Here is a 23,788-nt window from a genome sequence, read left to right as displayed (position 1 = left end):
GTATTAGCCCCTCTCTTTACACGTTTACTTTGCCGGTGATTTTTTCACAACAAAGTACGCGCAGCCAAAATTACAATACTCATACAGATAATCTTCCAACGTACTTATTTTCGTATCAAAGGTAGATTTTGGGTTTTCGTCGTCAAAGAAGCCCTTTAAACGAAGCTGCTCATAGCCCCAATCCCCCACAATATAATCATATTTCGTCAGGATTTCGCTGTAGCGATCGTGAAATGCCTGTTCTTGAAAGGCATTCTTTACATCCTGCACCACCTCGTACTGTTTGCCTTGTATGGTTGTTTTCACCAGCTATCGACTCCCCTATCTTGTTTCTAGTGTAGCATATTTTGTCTGTAATTTCGCTCCTCTTCCATCTATCCGCTATTAGCAGTTATGAAATTCCAAACACTGTACAAACTAACGGCACACAAGTAAAGAAAGGTGAGCAGCATATGAAAAAAATGCATGTGATTATACTGCTAGCTGTCCTGCTGAGCAGCTGTCCATTGCCTGCTTCCGCGAAGCAAGCAGACAAAGAAAGTGACCCAAAACTTGAGCGCATGGCCCTCTATAAGAAGACAGCAGCTGCAACGGGGCTGCCGTGGTACTATTTGGCTGCCATCGATCAATACGAACACAACCTGCCAGCGGCATCAAAATCAGAAGCTGAAAAACTGATTGCCATCACGATTCCAGAGGAAAAATGGTTCGGTATAACAGAACATAAAAAAGCAGAAGCAAATGAATCCACTATTTCATGGTTCCAAGGTCTTGGGCGGGATGGTAATGGAGATCGTTTGGCTGACCCGGATAATCCGGAAGATGTACTTTATACAATGGCTTCATTTATCCAGCGCACCGGAACGACAAAAGACGACTTTAAGATCGCCCTTTGGAATTATTACGAGCGCGATTTAACCGTCCAGACGATTATGAATACTGCTAAGCTGTACGAGCAATTTGGTACGATTGAGCTCGACAACCGTTCTTTCCCGCTGCCGCTGCATCATAACTACAGCTACCGAAATACATGGGGAGACGCCCGTGGTTTTGGGGGACGACGCATTCATGAAGGTACCGACATTTTTGCTAACTACGGTGTTCCTGTTTATGCAACCACTTATGGTGTCGTCGAATTGAAAGGCTGGAACTTGTATGGCGGATGGCGTATCGGCCTCCGGGACAGCAATAATATTTACCATTACTACGCGCATTTGAATGGCTTTGAAAAGGGTGTATCTGTCGGCAATATCGTCAAACCAGGCGATGTGATTGGCTATGTCGGCGCAAGCGGATATGGTCCGCCTGGCACGTCTGGCAAATTTCCTCCTCATCTGCATTATGGTATGTACAAGGATAACGGCCACTCCGAGTTTTCATTTGATCCTTACCCCTATTTACGTATATGGGAACAAAAATCAAAGCAGCAAAAAAAGGAAGGCTGATTTATTCGCCTTCCTTTTGCATTGGAATGGAAAAAGATGGTGACGACCCAGTTTGCCCTCCGCCACTATAAAATTCAGGCACCTGCCCTTGGATGACGGTACTCCCGAGCAGAACCTCCTGTGTCACTGTAGTTGTCTTGGTTGAGAAAGGGATAATAATCCGTACATTTGCTTTAATTTCGACCATGAACACAAACATTGCGTTATTGATACCATACTCCTCCACTTTCACATCTACACCTGATTCCACATAACCGATCATTTCAAATTTAACAGGAATCTTCGGACCAAGATTAGCTAGCAAGGCGTTATTGCTTGCTTGGCCGAGCGGAATGTCAACGAGTGTTGAATTTTCTTCCAGCTGCTCTTGAATAACATCAGCTGCTGCTTCCTCAGCAAGCTGTTCCTCACTCACTGCAGGCATCTTGCCATCTTCCATGAGACGAAGATAATTTTGCACCCGAAACGTTACTTTGCGCAGCACTTCGTTAACCGTTGCTGCATCCCAGCTGGCGTGCGTGACATTTCCATTTGTATCTTCCTCTACTTGCACGAATGCATTCAAGTCCAAATCCGCTTCCTTTTCCGCCTGTACCGCTTGGTTGATTGCCTGTTTGGCAAATTGCTCTGTTTTTGTTTCCGCAATTGCCATTAAAGTGGGCTCAAGTCCTCTGTTTACCAACCATAAACTTAATGAAATAAATAATGCAAAAAGAAACAGACTCATGAAAAGCACATGACGAAAGGAAGGTGGTGCTTTAGAAGCTCTGCGCTGCCATGGACGCATGAAAAAACCCCCTTGGTCAAGCATATGCTTGACTAAGGGGGCTTAGAATAGGAACTAATTTGACTCTGCAGCCGTTGAACAAGCCACAACTGTTATATTCAGATGTTCATACAAATCCACCTCGTAAGGATCGGGTTCTGTTCCATCTGCTTCCTCTAAAATTCGGACAATCGGTCTCGTATTGATGTCTTCATTTTGCCGGATGACAATGCCCGCCCGTCCATCACTCAGACGGACAGTTAAACCAGTCGGATAAATTGCCACACTTCGTTTAAAAGCTTCTACCATTTCCATATCAAACAATTCTCCCGCACCGGCAAATAATATTTCCAGGCCTTCATGCGGCAGCATTGCATCCCGATAGACACGGTTGCTTGTTACAGCATCAAATACATCGGCAATGCCAATAATTTTACCGTATAAATGAATCTCTGCACCATGAATGCCGCGCGGATAACCGGATCCGTTCATTCGTTCGTGATGCTGATAGGCACAATGTGCAATTACAAGCGGAATATTATTCATCTTACGTAAATAATGGAAACCTTTTGTCGTGTGCTCTTTGATTTTCGCAAATTCTTCATCATTCAATTTGCCCGTCTTTTGCAGCACTTCCTGTGGTACAAACATTTTCCCAACATCATGCAAAATAGCTCCGAAACCAATTTCTTCTACAACAGAAACAGGCAGCTTCATCTCATTAGCGATTGCCATTGCATATAGTGCAACATTGACCGAATGTGAAAAAATATAATCATCGAATATAAGCATATCGGAAAGAATTGTCAGTGTCTGACGTTTCGGCCGCAGATTACTCACCATCTCTTGAATCGATGTTGTAATCTTATCTGTCATCTTTTCCGTCAAATATTTCCCATTGTCACTCTGTTTGATTTCCTGGAAGGATTTATGAATAACCTGCATCGCTTTAAGCCGTTCTTCGCTGGAAGTGGAGAATTCAAGCTCAACGTCCTGAAGCCGGTCATCCCGTATATAAACATAGGTATATCGCAGTGCCTTCAAACGATTGATAATCTTTTTTGTCAGTTCAACGTCTCTTTGGACCAGAATGCTGCCTTTGTCGTTGTATACAGGCTGCGCAAGTTTACTGCCGGGTTTTACTGATTTTGTCGCAACTAGTCTCATTGTTGTGCTCCTAACTTCTCCAACATTCCATTCTGATAAAATAGTACCAGAAAATCGGAAAACAATCTAGATTGAAGAAGGCAAGGTTCGACAATTTTTTTACGCAATCAACAGTAAAGCATCCTTCCCAATCATTCCTGTCTTCCATCCATACACAGCTGAAGCGTCTGTTACTTTCTCCAGTGGTGCATCCAGCAGCTGCTGGATTGTTTTAACGCCAACTGCTCTGCCGGAAATAATGTTGCGATCAGCTAGTTTTTCATTAAGTAAATCCACATCCAGTGCTCCGCACATAATATAGCCAACGTCATTTGATACAACAAGTAATGTTGTTTTAGGTAATTTCACTGTTACAGCGGTAAAAGGCTTTCCCTCTAAAAATATCGGTTCAACAGTCATCAATTGAAAACACCTCCGCTATATCCTATGTTGGAGGAGCGGAGGTGTTAGCTCATTTTTCAATTTCTTGTAAAGCACCTAGAAGCAGATCACGAAGCATTTCCGGCATAAAGTATTTTTTGTCTTCAGCTTGCTTAATGCCAGGAAGCAGGCTGCCGAATGTGAAGGTGTCTGCCATCGCTGCCGAATAAATCTTTTTCCGGTCTAGCGGTTCTCCTGCTATTTTTAAATTAACTGCTTGTGGCTTCTCGGCTGTTCCTGTAATGTCGAATGTCAATCCACTATAAACCATTTTTCCAATCACTTCACCGCGGAAGCCAAAACCTTTTAGCGGAAAAGTTATAAAGTCAGGCTGCAGGGCAGCGGTGACAATTTGCTCTAAAACACTTCCTGTTAACGGGACTGTCGCCGGATTAATTGGATGTGGGCAAATTCGGTGGATATCCATATAGGAAACACTGCCTGCCGGGAAACTCTCCAGCAGTACACCTGCATTGAGAAAAGCAAAATCTGCCTTTGTCCAGCGTCGCATATAGTCTGTTAAAAGGTCCATTGCACGTGAATCTTCATACGGGGAAACTGGCAGCGGTGATGATAATACTGCAGCTGCCTGGTGCATCGCTTTTGCCGCATTATCTTCGTAAGCCGTGACATGCTCTCTTGCAGCTTCATCTTCCTTCAAATCGGCAACCGGAATAACTCGCGCCCGCTTATCTGTCAAACAGCCAAGTTCTGTATCCCATGTCATTTCTACTTCGCCAAAATAAAAACCTTGCTTGCCCGCAGTTGTGATTAAGCACTGATTCACGTACTCGCTCTCCTGCAGCAAATGATGGGTATGGCCGCCAATTATGACGTCAATTTCATCAAAAGCAGCAGCAATATCTCTATCTGCATATAATCCGAGATGAGAAAGAAGAATGAGTACATCACAAGAAGCGCGAAGGGAATGAATGCTTTGCTTAAGAATTTCCATCGGATCTTGGATATCCCAACCGATTAAATTATAGAAATCCGGGAATGGTGCAGTAAGCCCAATCATTCCTACCTTTACACCGCTTGCCGTTTCAACGACCCAAGAAGGTTCCATCCAGCCCGGATCTTCTTCTTTCTTTGAATGAAGATTCGCAACCGCTACGCGGAATTCTGCCTCATCATACAGATGATACAAATCCTGGTAATCAAGCGTAATGCCTTCGTTGTTTCCAATTGTAGCAAAATCATAGCCTGCTTCGTTCATCAAGCTTATATTTGCTTTCCCGCGAAAGGCTTCTGCGATCGGTCGGGAACGATCCACATGATCGCCAATATCAATCAGCCAGCACGTCTCTCCGGCATCGCTTAGCTTCTGCTTATTCTCTTTTAGATAGCCGACAATCTTCGGCCAATTTTCGAAATAGCTATGCAAATCATTTGTGTAGTTGATAGTCAGCTTTTTCTGCATCCTTCTCTACTCCTTTATGACAACAAGCCATCCCAGATTAAACGGATGGCAACTAATATGAGCATAATACGTAATATCCAGACGACTGTATTGCCTTTTAGTAACTGGTTAATCTTCGCTCCAAGAATTCCGCCCAGAATTGCTCCTGGAATAAAGGCAAACACATAAACCCATTCCACATGGCCGAGCGAAATATGCGTAATTGTACTGACAATACTGAGGAAAAACACCATAAACATACTTGTCGCTACAGCAACATGAGCCGGGAACCCAAAAATCAGAATCATCGCCGGCACCATAAAGCTGCCGCCGCCAATTCCAAACATACCCGAAAGCAGTCCAACGAATAATGATAATAAAAATGCTGCGAAAAACCGAAAGCTATACGTATAGGTGCTTCCATCCAGTTCTTTTGTGACAACGATTCCTTTTAGATTCGTTTTCTCCTGCTCTTTGCGCTTTACGAAAAACATAAAAAAGACAATTAAGACGAGTATTCCAAAATAAAGGGAGAAACCATCCCCCGAGACGAACCGGTTTAGGAATGAGCCAAGGATCGCTCCCGGTACTCCGCCTGCCAAGAAAATGAAGCCGCTCTTATAATCGACTCTTCCGCTTTTCATATATGTTAGTGTGGATGATAAAGCAGTAAATATCATGACAATAACAGAAACACCAACGATTGTTTGCGGTGTCGCCCAGCTGAATTTATCCCAAAAACTGCTTAAAATCAACAGCAGCGGAACGAGGATAATGCCCCCTCCTAAACCTACCAAACTGCCCAGCGCGGCAGCGAGAAGCCCTATTAGTAAACTTACGGCAAAGACCATCATTATCCCTTCCATCTTCTATGTAATTTAAAAAGGTGCGACTGTATAGCACAGTCACACCATTATAACAGAAATTATTTATATTTGACTGATCCGCCGTTCACTGGGAATTCAGCTCCATTGACGTATGATGCTTTGTCTGAAGCGAGAAAAGCAATAACATTGGCAATCTCTTCCGGCTGTCCAATCTCCCCGCGCGGTATCTGCCGGACTTCTTTCGCAAAATAGCTGACAGCCTCTTCACCTTCTCTGTCAAACTTGTTAGACAGCATATCAACCATGCCGCCCGGCTTATTCCATAGCGTTGTACGAGTTGGACCAGGAGAAACTACATTTACGCGGATAACTCCGCCAAATTCATCAGCCAATGCTTGCGTCAAATTCAGCACTGCTGCTTTACTGCCGCTATAATCAATCGCGAATGAATCTGGTACGTGACCGCTTTCGGAAGCAATATTTACAATACTTGCTCCCGCCTGCTTTTTCAGCTCCGGTATAGCGGCTTTCGTCAATGCCACCACCGAGAACAAATTGGTTTCAAAAGTTTCTTTCCAAATATCCATCGTCACATCCATAAAGCTGTCTTTATAAGTGGCAATTCCAGCTACATTGGCCAAAATATCAAGCTTCCCGAAGTGAGAGACAGCCGCCTCGACTACTTTCTCCGCAGCACCCTCATCCGTCAAATCCATCTCTATCGGTAAGAAGGAAGAACTATTCGAAGCATCTTCATCCACATAATCGGTCGTCAAACTCACACCGACAACTTTTACACCCTCATCAAGAAAAGCTCGAACCGTTGCCAGCCCAATTCCGTCGTTGGCCCCAGTTACAATGGCTACTTTATCTTCCAAATTATAGCTCATCGAATTCATCTCCTTTATCTTTCACATAAAAGAGATGTTCCCAATGTGAGAAAAAGCCAAACATCCGTATGATTTCAATCTACTGCTTATGATCGCCAATACTTTTGTGCGGTAACTTCTCTTTATACAATTTTAGCGTCGCTACAATGAGGAAGCTGACAATGACTAATAAAAGCCATGAACTTACTTTGCCGAGATGCACGAGACTCCAAGTGTCCGTTTGATTGGGATATTCCCAAGCGCCGAAGAACGTGGCAATATTTTCGGCAACCCAGATAAAAAAGCCGATAAGAACAAAAGACAGTGCAAGCGGCATTCGGTAACGAACTTGATTCACCTCGTATGTGACCCAAGCTCTCCTGAATACAATAATAACGAGTCCTGATAAAATCCACCTTACATCAATCCAATAATGATGCGTAAAGAAGTTCAAATAGATCGCAGCTGCAAGGGGAACAACAGCTAGAAAAGGCGGCCAATTTATCAAGTTTACCTTCAGTCTTCTCCAAGCCTGGCAAAGATAGCTTGCGACACTTGCATACATGAACCCGCTGTATAGCGGTACTCCAAATATTTTCGAGTATCCTTCGTCGGGATAAGACCAGGAGCCCATATGTACTTTAAAGAGTTCCAAAGCAAGTCCGATTATATGAAACAACGTAATGACTTTCAATTCATCTTTTGTTTCAAGTCTTGCACGTAACATCACTATTTGCATCAGGACGCAAATAATCAGCAGCCAATCATAGCGTGGAAAGAAGGGAAGCGGAAAGATTTGTGTCAGCGCAAGAGATGCAAAAATAACAACTGGAAATAAACAAGATAGTGCCTGACCCCAGCCAAAATGAATCAGCTGCTTTACAGCTCGAAGTCCCTTAGATTCCCTTGTGCTTCTTTCAGGTGACATTGTGCCCTGATTTGCATACATGCTGTTCTTCTCCATCACTTCCCAACCTCTCTTTATCATATATTTCTGTCACACATAACTAGTAGAATTACTTGCTATGATTTTCCTTCGTCAGCTTGATATTCCAATATATCGCCTGGCTGACAGTCTAATGCTTTGCAAATTGCGTCTAATGTCGAAATGCGAATCGCCTTTGCCTTTGCGTTTTTTAAGATGGAGAGATTGGCCATCGTAATCCCAACCCGTTCTGATAGTTCAGTTACACTCATTTTTCTTTTCGCCAGCATTACATCAATATTTATAATAATCGCCATATGGTTCACCTCAGACCGTCAAGTCATTTTCTGATTTTATATCAATGGCACTTTTCAGCATTTTTTGCAGAACAGCAGCAAAGATTGCTACTACTAACGGTCCGAATATAAGCGCCATCCCTACTAAAATAAGACCTGGAGCATCATCTCTCTCGGCCACAACATAAACTAACGGCAGGAGGATGACATAAACAACACTTATCGTTATCGCGCAGAGTTTGATATTTTTTAATGCCTTCACTGACAAATCGGAGAAAGCTACATTTTTATCAATATACCCAAGCAAGCGGAAAGATTGGTAAAGAGCTAGAAAATATGCCAATGCTGTTAGATACAATCCAACCAAAGCAGGATATTTTAAGAATTCAACTTCTGGATAATAATCTGCTGAACCAAAAGCTATATTCGGAATTGCAAAGATACATAATGCAAGAACCGGTAAAGCCATGAATAATAAAGCAGCCTTTAAAAAGAGTGTTTCTCGTTTCATAATAAGCACCTCATTTCGTTTCTATAAATGATTTTAATGTATTATTTATCGTTTTACAATAAATAATTAATGATAAATAAAATATTTTTATTGTTTAAATAAAAAAACATCCCAATGGAGATGCAAAGAAAATTGAATTATTTTGTAAACCAATAGGATGTTAGCAGTTTGCTATAAACGATTAGATCACCTACAGATGAGGTCTATACTTACATTATCTAAAAATAGTCATCGATATATGAACAAAAAAAACGGAGTCCGTCTTCTCAGACGTGACTCCGTTCATTTTATTAACCGATAGAACCTTCCATTTCGAATTTAATCAAACGGTTCATTTCTACGGCATATTCCATTGGCAATTCTTTCGTGAATGGCTCGATGAAGCCCATTACGATCATTTCAGTTGCTTCTTCTTCAGAGATACCACGGCTCATCAAGTAGAACAATTGCTCTTCGGAAACTTTGGAAACTTTCGCTTCGTGTTCCAAGGAGATGTTCTCATTGAAGATCTCGTTGTATGGAATCGTATCGGAAGTGGATTTGTTATCCATAATCAGTGTGTCACACTCGATGTTGGAGCGTGCACCGTCTGCTTTCTTACCGAAGTGAACGATTCCGCGATACGTAACTTTACCACCTTGTTTGGAGATGGATTTAGAAACGATCGTCGAAGAAGTATTTGGTGCCAAGTGCATCATTTTCGCGCCGGCATCCTGGTGCTGGCCTTTACCAGCTAGGGCGATGGACAATGTCATACCGCGTGCGCCTTCTCCTTTAAGAATAACCGCAGGATATTTCATTGTAAGTTTAGAACCGATGTTACCATCAATCCATTCCATCGTACCATTGGCATCAACTGTCGCACGTTTTGTAACCAAGTTGTAGACGTTGTTTGCCCAGTTTTGAATCGTTGTATAACGGCAGTAAGCATCTTTTTTAACGAAGATTTCTACAACCGCACTATGCAAGGAATTCGTTGTATAAACAGGAGCTGTACAACCTTCTACATAATGCACAGAAGCACCTTCATCTACAATGATAAGTGTACGTTCGAACTGACCCATGTTCTCGGAGTTGATCCGGAAGTAGGCTTGCAATGGTGTATCCGTTTTAACGCCCTTCGGTACATAAATGAAGGAACCGCCGGACCATACAGCAGAGTTCAACGCAGAAAACTTGTTATCAGATGGCGGAATCAATTTACCGAAATGCTCACGGAAAAGATCTTCATTTTCTTTAAGCGCTGTATCTGTATCCTTGAAGACGATTCCCATTTCTTCTAGGTCTTCTTTCAAGTTATGATAAACAACCTCTGATTCATATTGTGCAGATACACCTGCAAGGTATTTTTGTTCTGCTTCTGGAATACCAAGTTTATCAAATGTGTTTTTGATTTCTTCTGGTACTTCATCCCAAGAACGTTCAGAACGCTCAGAAGGTTTTACATAATAAGTGATTTCATCAAAGTCAAGCTCAGCAAGGTCTCCACCCCACTGCGGCATTGGCTTTTTGTAGAACTGCTCCAAGGATTTAAGACGGAAGTCCAGCATCCATTGTGGTTCTTCTTTTAACTTAGAGATTTCTTCAACAATCTTAGGTGTAAGGCCTTTTTCCGTACGGAATATGGACACATCACGGTCGCTGAAGCCATATTGGTAATCTCCAATTTCAGGCGCTTTTTTAGCCATGGTAAAGCCTCCTTCAAGATTTATCTATTCTACACACGACAGTGTTCACATTTATTTCTTTTCGACGCCTTGCTCCATCGCCTTCCAGGCGAGTGTCGCACATTTGATGCGGGCCGGGAACTTTGCAACTCCTTGCAATGCCTCGATATCACCAAGCTCCAAATCACCAGGATCAATCTCTTTCCCTAACATCATATCAGAGAACAGCTCTGACATCCGAAGAGCATCTTCAACGGCTTTCCCTTTGACAGCTTGTGTCATCATGGAAGCAGAAGACATACTGATCGAACAGCCTTCTCCATCAAATTTCGCATCCTTTACCTTGCCATCCTCTACCTCGAGCTGAAGCTGGATACGGTCACCGCATGTCGGATTGTTCATGTCGACTACAAGTGCGTCTCCTTCCAGCTTACCACGATTACGCGGATGTTTATAGTGATCCATGATCACTTGACGGTAGAGTGTATCTAAATTATCAAAAGACATTGCCGAAAAACTCCTTCGTTCTTGTCAGACCGCTGACAAGTTGGTCGATATCGTCTTCGGTATTATAGACGTACATACTAGCTCGGGCAGTCGCGGTGGCATTCAGCCAGCGCATAAGAGGCTGTGCACAATGATGACCTGCGCGCACTGCAATTCCCATAGTATCAAGAGCAGTAGCCGTATCGTGCGGATGGACACCATCGATATTGAAAGTAACAACGGCAGATCGTTTGTCTGCTGCAGGTCCGTAAATCTCCAGACCTTCAATTTCACGCATGCGTTCCATCGCGTAATTTGTCAGCTTCTGATCATGTGCTTCGATCTCATCCATGCCAATTTGATTAAGAAAATCAATCGCAGCACCAAGACCAATGGCACCAGCAATAATCGGAGTTCCTCCCTCAAACTTCCAAGGAAGCTCTTTCCATGTGGAATCGTATAAGTGAACGAAATCAATCATTTCTCCGCCGAATTCCACCGGTTCCATTTCTTCCAGCAATTCTTGCTTTCCGTAAAGGATCCCGATACCTGTTGGGCCGCACATTTTATGTCCGCTGAAGCAATAGAAATCACAATCGATTTCCTGCACATTTACTTTCAGATGGGGTGCCCCTTGTGCACCGTCTACGAGTACAACAGCATTCTGCCGATGAGCAAGTTCGACGATTTCTTTTATTGGATTGATTGTACCTAGAACATTGGATACATGTGTCAAAGCTACGATTTTTGTTTGCGGACCAATCGATTTTTTCACATCGTCCATGTTCAATGTACCATCATCATTTAATTCAAAGTATTTTAATGTAGCGCCAGTCGCTTTGACCGCTTGCTGCCATGGAATGATGTTGCTATGATGCTCCATCGGTGTAATGATTACTTCATCACCAGGTTTCAAATTTGCACGGGCATAACTATGTGCAACTGTATTGATTGCAGTCGTTGTACCACGTGTAAAGATGACTTCCTTCGTGCTTCTAGCATTGATGAACTGCTGCACCTTTTCCCTGGCACCTTCATATTTATCCGTAGCCCGGGTTCCCAGCGTATGCACACCGCGATGTACATTGCTGTTATCGTTCCGGTAATAAGCATCCACAGCTTCCAAAACCGCAAGCGGTTTATGGGAAGTTGCAGAAGAGTCCAAGTAGACCAGCGGATGTCCGTTGACCTCTTGATTCAGAATCGGGAACTGTTCACGGATAGAGCGGGCATCCATTAGTTTACTTTCCCTTCAATTACCTGTGTCAGCTGATTTTTTACTGATTCAATCGGCAGCTGGTTTACAACAGGCGCAAGGAATCCATGGATGATCAAACGTTCTGCTTCATGCTTGGTGATTCCGCGGCTCATCAAGTAATAAAGCTGAAGCGGATCGACACGGCCTACAGAAGCTGCGTGTCCAGCAACTACATCATCTTCATCAATCAAGAGAATTGGGTTGGCATCACCACGTGCACCTTGGCTAAGCATCAAAACACGTGTCTCTTGCGTGGCATCTGATTTACTTGCACCATGTTCGATTTTACCGATACCGTTAAATACAGAACTTGCTTGTTCCTTCATAACACCATGGGACAAAATGCTGCCGACAGAGTTTTTACCGAAATGAATGATGTTTGTCGTGAAGTTTTGGATTTGTTTTCCGCGTCCTACAACAACACTCTTCGCTTCAGAACCAGAGTTATCTCCGATCAAGTTGGTGATATGTTCACTGATTGTGTTTCCGTCATTCATTTGACCGATTGCCCAATCAATACGTGCATCACGATAAGCAACACCGCGGCGTTTCGCGTAAACAGTCGTACCTGCAGCAAAGTTATCTACTGCGCCATAAGATACGTTCGCATTGTCTTCCGCAATAACTTCCGTTACCACATTGGCAAACGTTGCTGTATCAGCATTATGAGAAATGCTATTTTCCACATATGTTACCGAGCTGTTCGCTTCCGCAACAATCAAGATATGGTTAAAGGAAGCAACACTGTCATCTTCCTGCCAGAAGATAGTTTGAAGCGGCTCATCTACTACGACATTTTTCGGAACATAGACGAACACGCCGCCGTTCATTAATGCTGCATGTAAAGCAGTCAAACGGTCTTCATCTACATTTACTGCATCTTTCATGTAATAACGCTTCACAAGGTCAGCGTGCTGCTGCAACGCAGTGGAGATATCAGTAAAGATAACTCCTTGCTCGCTCCACTTTTCATCAAGTGCAAGGTATGCAGCACTATTATTGCGCTGAATGTACAGGTTAGGTGCATTGTCAGCATCAATTAAAGCAGCAACACTTGCCGGCAGCTTGTCCAATGCATCAATTTTGCTTCCTTCTACTTCATGCACATACGTATTAAAATCCCAGTTTTTGATCCCAGTCTTATCGGGCTTTGGCATGTCCAAAGATTCCGATTGAGAAAGAGCTTGCTGACGAAGATCCTTCATCCATTCAGGCTCATTGCGGGAACTGGAAAAACGGCTGATATATTCATCGTTATATGGTTGCTTCGTTTCAACAGTCATAAGATCCCTCCTCCAGTTTACGCGTTAATTGTTTCGTCTTCGATGTTAAGCTCTTGTTTAATCCAGTCATATCCTTCTGCTTCCAAACGTTTAGAAAGCTCAGAACCGCCGGATTTAACGACACGGCCTTGCATCATAACGTGTACGAAGTCAGGCTCGATGTAGTTTAGCAAACGCTGATAATGGGTAATAATTAGGCAGCCGAAGTTTTCGTCGCGCAATCTGTTAATACCTTTTGCAACAACTTTCAGTGCATCGATATCAAGACCGGAATCGATTTCATCTAGAATACCGATTTCTGCTTTCATCATAAGAAGCTGAAGAATTTCATTACGCTTTTTCTCACCGCCGGAGAAACCTTCGTTCAAGTAACGCTGCGCCATATTTTTATCCATTTCAAGGAAATCCATTGCTTCGTCCATTTCTTTGATAAACTTCATCAATGGGATCTCGTCGCCTTCCGCGCGGCGTGCATTAATAGAAGAACGCAAGAAGTCAGAGTTTGTTACACCGCTGATTTCACTTGGGTACTGCATAGCAAGGAATAGACCGGCACGAGCACGCTCGTCCACTTCCATTTCCAATACATCTTCGCCATCAAGCGTGATGCTTCCGCTTGTTACTTCATATTTTGGATGGCCCATGATTGCGGATGCCAATGTGGATTTACCAGTACCGTTTGGTCCCATTACCGCATGGAATTCCCCGCTTTTTATCGTAAGGTTTACACCTTTAAGTATTTCCTTATCTTCAATCGAAACATGTAGGTCTTTAATCTCTAAAACTGAACCTGCCATTATTAACCCTCCGATAGCTGCTATTTTATAGATTTTAATAATGTTTATTTAAAGACATTATTAATTTATTCTCATTATAATCTTAAAGCATTGTACAACCTTTATCAACTTTTTTACTAGATAAAAACACGCTTTTAACATGTTCCTCTTCTATTGTAACACATTTCTAATTTCGACAAAAAATAATGCCCTCGCTGAGAATACCAGCAAGGGCATGAGAATGTTATTCTTCTGTATCTACAGGCAGGATAGCCCCTTTATACTTTTCTTCAATGAATTGCTTGATTTCATCAGAATGAAGCACGTCCATCAATTTTTGCAATGCTTCATTATCTTTGTCTTCCGGGCGCGCCGCAACAATGTTGCCGTAAACAGAATCTGTACCTTCAAGAATCAGCGCATCCTCAGACGGTGTCAAATCAGCTTCTAAAGCATAGTTTGTGTTGATAACAACAAGCTGGTCTTCTTCTCTTTCATATGTTTCAGGAAGAATTGCAGGATCTACCTCCATGCTGAATTTCAAGTTTTTAGGGTTCTCATCAATATCTTCAAAAGTAGCCTGAACAGGTTCGACGCCATCTTTAATTGTGATGAGTCCTTCTTCTGCGAAAATGGATAATACGCGGCCTTGCTCCGCTGGGTTACGTCCCATTAGTACTTCTGTTCCATCTTTAATATCATCAACACTTTTAATGTTTTTAGAATAAACACCCATTGGCTCCAGATGTACAGCACCAAGACTGATTAGATCTTTGTCTTCGCCTTCTGTCTCTTTATTATAGTTATCTAGATATGGAATGTGCTGGTAGTAGTTCGCATCAAGATCACCATTTGCCAAGTCTTGGTTCGGGAAAATATAATCCTGGTATTCTTCAATTTGAAGATCAATACCTTCATCTTCCAACAGCGGTTTTGCTTCTTCAAGAATTTCTGCGTGCGGTGTACTAGAGGCACCGACTTTGATTGTTTTTTCGTCTGAGCTGCTGTCTGAAGAATCAGAAGAACCGCAGGCTGCCAGGAAAATCATAAATACAGCGGATAGAATAACTAATAATGACTTTTTCAAGTAAATCTCTCCTTTAACGTTTATCTAGTTTGTTGGAAATAAAGTCACCTATAAACTGGATGACAAATACCAATATAATAATTAAGACAGTACACAGAATAACAACATCTGTCTGACGTCGCTGGAATCCATAGAAGTAGGCAAAGTCACCTAATCCGCCTGCTCCAATCACGCCTGCTACTGCCGTAGAACCAATAAGTGCAATTGCTGTAACTGTGAGACCGGAAACCAAAGCCGGAGTCGACTCTCTCAACAATACTTTGACCATAATTGTTGAGTTCTTAGCACCCATTGCTTTCGCAGCTTCTACTACACCATGATCAACTTCTTTGAGTGCAATTTCTACTAGTCTTGCATAAAATGGTGCTGAACCAATGATTAAAGCTGGCAGTGCTGCCGAGGGACCGCGAATCGTTCCCATTAGGAAATCGGTAAAAGGCAGCAGCAGCACAATTAAAATAATAAACGGAATCGCTCGGAAAACGTTAACGACCGCTGCTACAATCCCATAAACAACTTTATTCTCCCAAAGCTTTCCTTTACTAGTCAGGTAAAGCAATAATCCAAGGATAATACCAATAATAAACGTACCAATCAAAGAAAGAATGGTCATATAGAATGTCTCATAGATGGCTGTATTCAAGTCTGCAATATCTACATTAGGAAACCATTTCTCAAACAAGCTCCTGCACCTCCGCTTTTACATTTGCACTGCGGATGAAGTTCAGCGCCTTCTCTACTTCTGTTTCACTGCCTACCAGCTGCAAGAATAAACTTCCAACTGCTCCGCTATGTGTCTGAAGCACATTTCCTTGCATAATGTTGATGTCTACGTCACATTGTTTCGCAGTTTGGCTGACAATTGTCTGATTGACATTTTCGCCAGAGAAGGAAAGTTTAATGATTGTTCCTGTTCCCTCATTCAATACTGCTGAGGACAAGGACTCGTATTTTTCACTTCCGTCCAGCTGCTGCACAAAACGCTTCGTGACTGCCTGCTGCGGATTTTGGAATACATGTACGGCGTCCCCTTCTTCTACAACTTTACCTGTATCCATAACAGCTACACGGTGACAGATCTTACTAATTACGTTCATTTCATGTGTAATAAGGATAATCGTCAATCCTAGACGTTTGTTGATGTCTACTAACAGGTCTAAGATGGAATCTGTTGTTTCTGGATCCAATGCAGATGTTGCTTCGTCACAAAGCAATACTTTCGGATCGTTTGCAAGCGCTCGGGCAATACCAACACGCTGCTTTTGACCGCCGCTCAGTTGCGATGGATAAGCACTTTCCCGACCTTTCAATCCTACTAACTCGATTAAATGGTCTACTTTTGCTTTACGTTCCTTCTTCGGTACACCAGCGATTTCCAATGGAAAGGCAATGTTCTGGTGCACGGTTCGGGACCAAAGCAAGTTAAAATGCTGGAAAACCATTCCGATTTCTTGTCTGGCAAGACGGAGTTCATTTTTACGCTGTTTAACAATGTCCTTACCATCAATAATTATTTCACCAGCAGTCGGTTCTTCGAGACGATTCAGCAGGCGTACGAATGTACTTTTCCCAGCACCGCTGTAGCCAATAACACCGAAGATCTCACCTGATTCAATCGTCATATTCAGTTGATCGACTGCTGTAATATTCTGTTTTTTCGTACGATATGTCTTGGAGAGGTTTTTGATTGTGATCAATTCCGCTCCTCCTTTCTATGGTGCTTTTTAAGCATAAAAAAAGCGTCTTTTTGTTTGAGAACAAAAAGACGCTTCCTAAGTGTCAATAATTGTTCTCTCATCTGTACAGGTTTCCCTGCAGGAATTGGCACCATACAGGATTACCTGTGGTTGCCGGGCTTCATCGGGCCAGTCCCTCCGCCACTCTGGATAAGAGTTTCGTATATGATTGCTAAATTGGATTCTAGCATTAGTCAATAATTCTGTCAACATATTTTACAGACTTTTCTCCGCTCCAAGAAGCAGCAGCGCCTCCATTAGCAGAATATGCTGATAATCACCATCGACTGCCTGCTCAGCCCGGAGGCTGCGCAGTTTTACTGCACCTGTAAGCAGTTGCTGTACCGTCTGTTCATCCGTTCGGATATGCAGAAACCCATAAGGCTTTGGTGCAGGTGTTGTGAGGCTGCTTCGATCAATATACAAATCGTAATGGTCATGACCCCAGTCAATGAAGACCTTCAGCCGTTTATCATTGCATAACGGCAGCAAATCTTCCCTCTCCTCAATTTGTCGTTTTAGCTTCGTCAAATTTTCGATGATCATCCAGCATCCCTCCTCCACCTGTATTTGGCTCTTTACGACCCATTTTCCTGCAAGAAAAAACAGCTTTCCGCAATAGAAAGCTGTTTTATTCGCTGATCGTTTTTGCCAGCATATGCTGAACAGACTGAAAGGCATATGTCTTATCTTTTACTTGACCATCTTGGAAAGTAATGAGACAAGGTACACTCTCAATTTGATGCTTCTGCATAAAGTCTGGGAACAGAGAAGCGTTCAGTTTATAATAATATTCCTTTTTCATGACCGCCTCTACTGCCTGCAGCATTCTTTCAGCCAGCTGACAAGTGCCGCAAAACGGCGTATGCACAAAAATCCTTGCCTGTCCTTCTTGGATTATGGACTGGACATCTGTTTCGATAATATTAATAATTCATCCCTTCTTTCTTCAGACGAGGAAGAATGGATGCACCATGATGCTTCTGCTAAGCAGGGCTGTGGCCAATTCAGGGGCCGGGGTAGCCGCTACCTCTCGATAGGTTCTGTCTACGTAAATATGCTGGGCATGCGGCAGCTCTCGGGCTAACTGTTTTCGCAGCTTATGACCGGCACTGTCCTCATCCACCATAATATATACTTCTTTGTGATCCAAGTCATAGTCATACAACAGCTGCTCCAGCCGCTCGATTCCCAACGTGCCATTGGTACAGATGATCGTCACTTCCTCATCGATGATCTTTCTTATCTGCTCTTTATCCGAACGTCCTTCTACGATAATGACTTTTCCCTCATCACCCATTTTGGCATCACCTATTCTGATCGATATTTGATTGCTTCTTTGCCCGTGCTCCGAATAAAGGCAGCTTAGCAATGACGCTTGCCATATTATATGAACAGAAACCGCCGCCCTTGCCAACAGATATCAACAAGGGCTCCAAAAAATTAATCTTCTTTGATTTTTGCCTCATATTCTTCAGTGGAAAGAAGGCGCTCAAAGGCTGCTTCATCGTCTGTTTCTATTACAATCATCCATGCTTTCTCATATGGGGATTCATTTACGAATTCTGGGCTGTCGTCCAAGTCCTCATTGACAGATACGACTTTACCACTGAGCGGAGCATACAGTTCAGAAACTGTTTTGACAGATTCCACGCTGCCAAATGGCTCGTCCGCTTTTAACTCGTCACCAACCGATGGAAGCTCGACGAATACGATGTCGCCTAGTTCATCTTGAGCGAAGTCAGTAATACCAATGCGGTACTGGCTGCCTTCTTCTTTTTTGATCCATTCATGTTCATCTGTATAACGAAGATCTTTCGGTAAGTTGCTCATATTAATTCCTCCACCTATTTTCTACAAGAATAGCTAACATATTTACTATAAAAGCTAATAGCTAAAATTACCACCGTTTCAGCTTAATTTGCTGCTGTCACAGACGTATATACCTCTGGCTTAAAGCCAACAGCTGCTTGATTTTTCCCGATAAGAAGCGGGCGTTTGATTAGCATGCCGTTTTCAGAGAGCCAAGCTTTTAACTGTGCATCATCCGCTTCTTTGATTTTGTCTTTGTAGCCGCCTTCGCGGTACACTTTGCCACTCGTATTAAATAATTTCGTCAATGGCAGGCCGCTTTTGTCCGCTGCTTCCTGCAGCACTTCCGGGCTTGGCGGTGTTTCTACAATATGTATTGCCTCATACGGAACTTGGTGCTCCTCAAGCCACTTTTTCGCGTTTTTGCATGTATTGCAATTTGGGTACCAATAAAATCGGAACATACAGATCTCCTTCCTTTTAATACTGCTATTTTAGCATAGTCCTCTGCAACATGGGTGCAGAATAACCAGCAGAAAATCGGGCACGATAAATAGGAAAAAGGAGGGATTCTCGTGCCATTAGACAATTCGCAAGATGTGATGCTCCAACCGCCGGAAATGATTTCAGGAAAAGATTTGCTTTATTTAAGTGATATGCTCAACTGGAACTTGAATGCAGCCAAGAAAGCCCAGCACGCTGCAGGTGAATTGCAGCTGACAGATGCGCAGGAAGCATTGCACACAGTTGGACAAATGCATCAGCGTCATTACGATATGCTGCTTGAACATTTAAAAACCAAACCGCTCAATTAAGGAGGTAACACGATGCCAGAGAGCCAAAAGATTCAAAACAGCCAAACACCAGTACCAACAACACAAGACATGAACGACCGTGATCATATTACCGATTTGCTTGCCACAGAAAAATATATGACAGCATCTTATAGTACCGCCTTAAACGAAATGAGCAATCAGTCACTATATGAAACAGTTGCCCGCATATTTAAGGAAACCCAAGATGCGCAGCGCAACTTGTATAATTTGATGTTTCAGCATGGCTGGTACAGTTTAGAAGAAGCACCTCAGCAAAAAGTAGAGCAAGCTTACCAGCAGTTTAGCCAAACGCGTCAAGAACTTCCATATACATGAAAAGCGAACGGACAATCTGTCATGGTTGTCCGTTTTTCTGCTTATACATCAAAAGTTTTTTGTTGACGGAATAACTTCCACCTAGTAATATACTTGCATGTGCAACTTTATGGAACTATCTGAAAGGAGCGGACCATGGACACGAGAAATGACGAGTTGGGTCTTCTTTTATCACGAACTTATCTGTCTTTAAAGCGGGAAACATCACGTATGCTTCAGCAATTCGAACTGACGCCCGAACAATTCTCTCTTGTTGCTGAATTGGACAAGCAAGATGATGTCACGCAGAAAGAACTTGCTGATGTCACCGAGAGAGAGCAAACGACTGTTACCAAGATAGTTGATAAATTAGTCAAGAAAGGCCTCGTCAACCGAAGACATGATCCTCACGACCGGAGAGCTATCCGCTTGCAGATTACAGACGCAGGACGGCAATTAGTTTCCGAGATCATACCAAAGGTAGACGAAATTGAAACAAACGCGTATCAAGGTTTCCAACAAGAAGATATAAAAACACTGCATACTCTGATTCGAAAACTGCATCAGAATTTGCAGTGATTTTTTCATTAAATACATGCACATGCAATTAAATTATAGATAGGAGTTTTATTTTTGCGTTTACAACCTTTACGGGAAATGATGAAAATCCCTAATACAAAAGTAGGTATAGCTTTTGCTATTATCGTTCCGTTATTATTTGCTATTATTTGGCTGACTGGCTATCACGATGCTACTAGTCACTTCGACCGCTTGGAAGTCGCTGTGGTCAACGAGGACGGCAGTCAGGCTGATTCAGTTGCAGAACAAATGATGGCGAATTTGCCGTTTGATACGGAAGTTACATCCTATAAAGATGCAAGAGAGCAGTTGGATGCGAATGACATCACAATGATGATTGTTATTCCAGAAGCTTTCACGAAGCATTTAGCTGCACAAGAGGATACTTCTCTGGAATTCCATATGAACAGTGCCAATTCACAGGTTGCTTTATCTGCAGCTGAAAGTGCAGCTCGACAGATGACTGCCTCTATCGGCGGTTCCCATGTACAAGCAGATATTATGAAAGAAAATTCCATTAGTAACTTTGCTACTTCCATGGTACCAATGATGCTAGGTTTCATCGTATTCATCGCATTCATGACAATGAACATCCAATTTAATATTGTCACACAAATCTTGAACCGCAAATTCGGAAAGTGGCAAGTCTTCTGGAATAAACAGCTGCTTCTGGCTATTATCGGTATTATTGTACCAACCATTATTGTTACCATTCACGCTGTGATGAATGATGTTGCAGCTTCTTACATGCAGCTATGGGAATTTGAGCTGCTTGTAGCGTTTGCTTGCATCAGCTTCACACAAATGAGCTTTGCTATCTTTGGCAATGCTGGTGCGTTGTTCAACGTTGCAATGATTCCGTTTATGCTAATGACTGCTGGAAATATTATTCCTGTAGACATGCTTTCTCCTGTGTTCCGTGTTATTGGTAATATTCTTCCTGCATCAAATGGTGTACAAGGATTCGCACAGCTTATCTATAATGGAGAAGGTGCCTCTGCGAATGTTCTTCACCTTGTATTAATCTTAGTTATTACATTTGCATTGAGTTGTGCAGCAGTCATGCTGAAGAAGCAGCAAATACAATATGTGGCAAAAGATAAAAAAACTGCAACAGTGTAAGCGTCATGGAAAAATCCGATCTTTATTCGATTGGATTTTTCTTTTTATTTAGCTAAAAATCCTTCACACATTACCACAACACCAATTGATAGCTATACATAACTTCAAATTCACATAAATCGAAACGATTATGATTTACAAATCGAAATGATTACGATAGAATAGTCTCTTGTGAACGAGTACGGAATTAGAAAGGTGATAGAAGATGGAATCTATCCTTCATATAAACAATATTCATTTCTCTTATGAAAATAAAGCTGCTCTGCGTGATGTTTCGCTTGATGTAAAAAGCGGAGACTTCCTTGGATTAATTGGACCAAACGGCGGCGGGAAAACAACATTGATTAAATTGGCACTTGGACTTTTGCAGCCAAACAAAGGCTCCATCGAGCTTTTCGGCGAGTCTGTATCTTCCTTTAAAGATTGGAATAAAGTAAGTTTTGTTTCCCAAAAGGCGAACTCCTTTAATAAAGCCTTCCCTGCGACAGTATTTGAAGTTGTCGCAATGGGCCTCACGCCAAAAATCGGTTATTTTAAAAGATTTACTACGAAACATCGGACTGCTGTAAAACAAGCAGTTGCGCAAGTAGACATGTCAGATTACTTGCACCAAAACATTAGCAGCTTATCTGGCGGACAGCAGCAGCGTGTATTTATCGCACGAGCACTTGTGAGCCAGCCGGAATTAATCATTCTGGATGAGCCAACGGTCGGGATCGACCATGCCAATGTTAAAGGTTTTTACGAATTGCTGCACCGCTTGAATAAAGAGACTGGGCTTACATTAGTCATGATCACACATGATCTTGCAGGCATTGCGCAGCATGCTTCCAAGCTTGTTTATTTGGATCAGCAAGTGCAATACGAGGGCAGTCCTGAGCATTTCACCCTTCCTGAAACGGAATTCCAAGTATTGCGGGGTATTCGAGCATGATTGCTGATTTTCTCCAATTTGAGTTTCTTCGCAATACGTTATACACAGGCTTGTTAATCGGCTTAATTGCTCCGCTGCTAGGATGTTTTGTCGTCGTCCGCAGGCTTTCACTTATTGCCGATGCTTTATCACATGTCACGTTGGCTGGTATTGCATTTGGTTTGCTGCTCGAAAAGAAAATGGCAACACCCCTGCTGTCACCGTTTTATGCAGGGCTCGGTTTCTCTGTTCTTGCTTCTTTACTTATTGAGAAACTGCGGAATATGTTTCGTAACTTCGAGGAAATTGCCATTCCGATTATTCTATCTGGCGGCGTCGGACTGAGTGTCATATTTATTTCTTTGGCAAATGGCTTCACGACTGATTTATTCTCTTACTTGTTTGGCTCTGTCTCTGCCGTGAGCAGTGAAGATTTGCGTGTCATCTTAGTCATCAGCGTGATTGTACTGCTTGTCATCGGCATCTTGTACAAACAGCTGCTTGTCCTCTCCTTTGACGAAGAGCATGCTCGTGTGAGCGGCTTACATGCGCGCGTGATTCACTTTATCTTCATGCTGCTGACAGCCTTAGTAATTGCTGCCAGCATTCGTATCGTCGGCGTATTACTTGTTTCAGCGATGATGACTATTCCTGTGGCCGCAGCCATTCGATTGGCAAGAGGATTCAAACAGACGATTGTCTTATCTATTCTTTTCGGTGAAACGTCGGTCATTGCCGGTTTGTTTTCTGGTTATTATTTTGAAATCCCGCCTGGAGGAACGATTGTTGTTGTGTCCATCTTAATTCTTCTGTTTAGTTTTCTTGCACAAAAGATAATGTTAGCCACTAAACGGAATCGTGCATTTGAGAAAGGGGTATCTTGATGCTACTGGATGAAGGCATTGCTATTCTAAAGGAAAACGGTCATAAGTACACAGACAAACGTGCAGATATCCTTTCTTACTTTGTCCATGCTAAAGGATATCGAAGTGCAAAAGCGCTGCTTGCATTTATGGAGACAAGCTATCAAGGCATCAGCCTGGATACAATCTACCGAAACCTCCGGTTGTTTGAGCAGCTGGAATTACTGGAGTCACGTGAGAAGAACGGCGAAAAACTGTTTAAAATTGCATGTAAAAGCGGCACCCATCATCATCATTTTGTGTGTGAAAGCTGCGGGCTGACGAAACCGCTCGAAAAATGCCCGCTGCCAGTTTACACAGAAGAACTCGCAGATTATCATATTCATACACACGCTTTCGAGCTATATGGACTATGCCCGACGTGTCACCACTCGTAAGGAGCCGATCA

31 protein-coding genes and 1 riboswitch are annotated in these 23,788 nt (G+C 42.7%); of the genes, 8 read left to right on the top strand and 23 right to left on the bottom strand.

Annotated features, from left to right (window positions below; genetic code table 11):
• Positions 1 to 24 precede the first annotated feature (24 nt).
• Entirely contained in the window at positions 25 to 306 is a 282-nt protein-coding gene (locus B1K52_RS10130; RefSeq protein ID WP_256855895.1) for a YutD family protein, read from the bottom strand.
• A 155-nt stretch (positions 307 to 461) separates the two neighbouring features.
• Here B1K52_RS10130 and B1K52_RS10125 point away from each other — a divergent pair, with 155 nt between their 5' ends.
• Entirely contained in the window at positions 462 to 1,445 is a 984-nt protein-coding gene (locus tag B1K52_RS10125; protein WP_077310573.1) for a M23 family metallopeptidase, read from the top strand.
• Between the two features lies 1 nt (position 1,446).
• Here the strand turns inward: B1K52_RS10125 and yunB are convergent, their stop codons facing one another.
• The 22 genes from yunB to B1K52_RS10015 form a co-directional block, all read right to left on the bottom strand.
• On the bottom strand, positions 1,447 to 2,232 hold the full coding sequence (gene yunB, locus B1K52_RS10120; protein WP_179106523.1) for a sporulation protein YunB: 786 nt from the start codon (positions 2,230 to 2,232) through the stop codon (positions 1,447 to 1,449).
• A gap of 54 nt (positions 2,233 to 2,286) precedes the next feature.
• A complete protein-coding gene (locus B1K52_RS10115; protein WP_077307841.1) occupies positions 2,287 to 3,378 on the bottom strand; it encodes an HD-GYP domain-containing protein in 1,092 nt (363 codons plus the stop codon).
• 99 nt (positions 3,379 to 3,477) lie between these two features.
• Positions 3,478 to 3,777, bottom strand: coding sequence for a YunC family protein (locus tag B1K52_RS10110; protein WP_373022642.1), 300 nt, complete (start codon positions 3,775 to 3,777; stop codon positions 3,478 to 3,480).
• A gap of 52 nt (positions 3,778 to 3,829) precedes the next feature.
• Positions 3,830 to 5,221, bottom strand: a complete 1,392-nt coding sequence (locus tag B1K52_RS10105) for a bifunctional metallophosphatase/5'-nucleotidase (protein ID WP_077307837.1) — start codon at positions 5,219 to 5,221, stop codon at positions 3,830 to 3,832.
• Between the two features lie 14 nt (positions 5,222 to 5,235).
• Positions 5,236 to 6,051 (bottom strand): sulfite exporter TauE/SafE family protein, encoded by an 816-nt coding sequence (locus tag B1K52_RS10100; protein ID WP_077307835.1) that lies wholly within the window; start codon positions 6,049 to 6,051, stop codon positions 5,236 to 5,238.
• Positions 6,052 to 6,125: 74 nt separating this feature from the next.
• A complete protein-coding gene (locus tag B1K52_RS10095) occupies positions 6,126 to 6,917 on the bottom strand; it encodes an SDR family NAD(P)-dependent oxidoreductase (protein ID WP_077307833.1) in 792 nt (263 codons plus the stop codon).
• 79 nt (positions 6,918 to 6,996) lie between these two features.
• Positions 6,997 to 7,824, bottom strand: coding sequence for a DUF817 domain-containing protein (locus B1K52_RS10090; RefSeq protein WP_077310572.1), 828 nt, complete (start codon positions 7,822 to 7,824; stop codon positions 6,997 to 6,999).
• Between the two features lie 95 nt (positions 7,825 to 7,919).
• Entirely contained in the window at positions 7,920 to 8,138 is a 219-nt protein-coding gene (locus tag B1K52_RS10085; protein WP_077307831.1) for a helix-turn-helix domain-containing protein, read from the bottom strand.
• Between the two features lie 10 nt (positions 8,139 to 8,148).
• Entirely contained in the window at positions 8,149 to 8,631 is a 483-nt protein-coding gene (locus B1K52_RS10080; RefSeq protein ID WP_373022639.1) for a DUF2975 domain-containing protein, read from the bottom strand.
• A 287-nt stretch (positions 8,632 to 8,918) separates the two neighbouring features.
• Positions 8,919 to 10,316 (bottom strand): Fe-S cluster assembly protein SufB, encoded by a 1,398-nt coding sequence (gene sufB / locus B1K52_RS10075; RefSeq protein WP_077307827.1) that lies wholly within the window; start codon positions 10,314 to 10,316, stop codon positions 8,919 to 8,921.
• Between the two features lie 51 nt (positions 10,317 to 10,367).
• The gene (gene sufU / locus B1K52_RS10070; protein WP_077307825.1) at positions 10,368 to 10,802 is read right to left on the bottom strand and encodes a Fe-S cluster assembly sulfur transfer protein SufU; all 435 of its coding nucleotides are present in this window, start codon (positions 10,800 to 10,802) and stop codon (positions 10,368 to 10,370) included.
• Positions 10,792 to 12,018 (bottom strand): cysteine desulfurase, encoded by a 1,227-nt coding sequence (locus B1K52_RS10065; protein WP_077307823.1) that lies wholly within the window; start codon positions 12,016 to 12,018, stop codon positions 10,792 to 10,794. Before B1K52_RS10065 ends, sufU begins: the two co-directional genes overlap by 11 nt.
• A complete protein-coding gene (gene sufD / locus B1K52_RS10060) occupies positions 12,018 to 13,322 on the bottom strand; it encodes a Fe-S cluster assembly protein SufD (RefSeq protein WP_077307821.1) in 1,305 nt (434 codons plus the stop codon). The genes B1K52_RS10065 and sufD overlap by 1 nt, the downstream gene beginning before the upstream one ends.
• Before the next feature lie 17 nt (positions 13,323 to 13,339).
• The gene (gene sufC, locus B1K52_RS10055; RefSeq protein ID WP_077307819.1) at positions 13,340 to 14,119 is read right to left on the bottom strand and encodes a Fe-S cluster assembly ATPase SufC; all 780 of its coding nucleotides are present in this window, start codon (positions 14,117 to 14,119) and stop codon (positions 13,340 to 13,342) included.
• Positions 14,120 to 14,342: 223 nt separating this feature from the next.
• Entirely contained in the window at positions 14,343 to 15,185 is an 843-nt protein-coding gene (locus B1K52_RS10050) for a MetQ/NlpA family ABC transporter substrate-binding protein (protein ID WP_256855894.1), read from the bottom strand.
• Between the two features lie 13 nt (positions 15,186 to 15,198).
• Positions 15,199 to 15,867, bottom strand: a complete 669-nt coding sequence (locus B1K52_RS10045; RefSeq protein ID WP_143588869.1) for a methionine ABC transporter permease — start codon at positions 15,865 to 15,867, stop codon at positions 15,199 to 15,201.
• The gene (locus B1K52_RS10040; RefSeq protein ID WP_077307817.1) at positions 15,860 to 16,882 is read right to left on the bottom strand and encodes a methionine ABC transporter ATP-binding protein; all 1,023 of its coding nucleotides are present in this window, start codon (positions 16,880 to 16,882) and stop codon (positions 15,860 to 15,862) included. Before B1K52_RS10040 ends, B1K52_RS10045 begins: the two co-directional genes overlap by 8 nt.
• 94 nt (positions 16,883 to 16,976) lie before the next feature.
• Positions 16,977 to 17,078, bottom strand: a riboswitch (SAM riboswitch).
• Positions 17,079 to 17,137: 59 nt separating this feature from the next.
• The gene (locus B1K52_RS10035; protein WP_077307815.1) at positions 17,138 to 17,467 is read right to left on the bottom strand and encodes a hypothetical protein; all 330 of its coding nucleotides are present in this window, start codon (positions 17,465 to 17,467) and stop codon (positions 17,138 to 17,140) included.
• Between the two features lie 85 nt (positions 17,468 to 17,552).
• Positions 17,553 to 17,792, bottom strand: a complete 240-nt coding sequence (locus tag B1K52_RS10030) for a thioredoxin family protein (RefSeq protein WP_143588868.1) — start codon at positions 17,790 to 17,792, stop codon at positions 17,553 to 17,555.
• A gap of 78 nt (positions 17,793 to 17,870) precedes the next feature.
• Complete coding sequence (locus tag B1K52_RS10025; protein WP_077307811.1) at positions 17,871 to 18,221, bottom strand: ribonuclease M5; 351 nt, start codon at positions 18,219 to 18,221, stop codon at positions 17,871 to 17,873.
• Between the two features lie 143 nt (positions 18,222 to 18,364).
• The gene (gcvH, locus tag B1K52_RS10020) at positions 18,365 to 18,754 is read right to left on the bottom strand and encodes a glycine cleavage system protein GcvH (protein ID WP_077307809.1); all 390 of its coding nucleotides are present in this window, start codon (positions 18,752 to 18,754) and stop codon (positions 18,365 to 18,367) included.
• 83 nt (positions 18,755 to 18,837) lie between these two features.
• Entirely contained in the window at positions 18,838 to 19,197 is a 360-nt protein-coding gene (locus B1K52_RS10015; RefSeq protein ID WP_077307807.1) for an arsenate reductase family protein, read from the bottom strand.
• Positions 19,198 to 19,308: 111 nt separating this feature from the next.
• On the opposite strand from B1K52_RS10015, the gene B1K52_RS10010 reads away from it, so the two are divergent.
• The 7 genes from B1K52_RS10010 to B1K52_RS09980 all read left to right on the top strand — a co-directional run bounded on the left by B1K52_RS10010 (position 19,309) and on the right by B1K52_RS09980 (position 23,777).
• Positions 19,309 to 19,548, top strand: coding sequence for a hypothetical protein (locus tag B1K52_RS10010; RefSeq protein ID WP_306278121.1), 240 nt, complete (start codon positions 19,309 to 19,311; stop codon positions 19,546 to 19,548).
• Between the two features lie 12 nt (positions 19,549 to 19,560).
• Positions 19,561 to 19,884, top strand: coding sequence for a spore coat protein (locus B1K52_RS10005; protein WP_077307805.1), 324 nt, complete (start codon positions 19,561 to 19,563; stop codon positions 19,882 to 19,884).
• A gap of 135 nt (positions 19,885 to 20,019) precedes the next feature.
• Positions 20,020 to 20,442 (top strand): MarR family winged helix-turn-helix transcriptional regulator, encoded by a 423-nt coding sequence (locus B1K52_RS10000; RefSeq protein WP_077307803.1) that lies wholly within the window; start codon positions 20,020 to 20,022, stop codon positions 20,440 to 20,442.
• 54 nt (positions 20,443 to 20,496) lie between these two features.
• Positions 20,497 to 21,564: a YhgE/Pip domain-containing protein gene (locus B1K52_RS09995; protein WP_077307801.1), complete on the top strand. Its 1,068-nt coding sequence runs from the start codon at positions 20,497 to 20,499 to the stop codon at positions 21,562 to 21,564.
• Positions 21,565 to 21,769: 205 nt separating this feature from the next.
• On the top strand, positions 21,770 to 22,498 hold the full coding sequence (locus tag B1K52_RS09990) for a metal ABC transporter ATP-binding protein (protein ID WP_077307799.1): 729 nt from the start codon (positions 21,770 to 21,772) through the stop codon (positions 22,496 to 22,498).
• A complete protein-coding gene (locus B1K52_RS09985) occupies positions 22,495 to 23,361 on the top strand; it encodes a metal ABC transporter permease (RefSeq protein WP_077307797.1) in 867 nt (288 codons plus the stop codon). Before B1K52_RS09990 ends, B1K52_RS09985 begins: the two co-directional genes overlap by 4 nt.
• Positions 23,361 to 23,777 carry a Fur family transcriptional regulator gene (locus B1K52_RS09980; RefSeq protein WP_077307795.1) on the top strand — a complete coding sequence of 139 codons (417 nt, stop codon included), beginning with the start codon at positions 23,361 to 23,363 and terminating at the stop codon, positions 23,775 to 23,777. Before B1K52_RS09985 ends, B1K52_RS09980 begins: the two co-directional genes overlap by 1 nt.
• Positions 23,778 to 23,788: the final 11 nt, after the last annotated feature.

Source organism: Terribacillus halophilus (assembly GCF_900162685.1).
GTDB classification, from domain to species: Bacteria; Bacillota; Bacilli; order Bacillales; family Amphibacillaceae; genus Terribacillus; species Terribacillus halophilus_A.
Note: the sequence above shows the minus strand (reverse complement) of the source record. Positions and strands in the feature narration are given on the sequence as shown.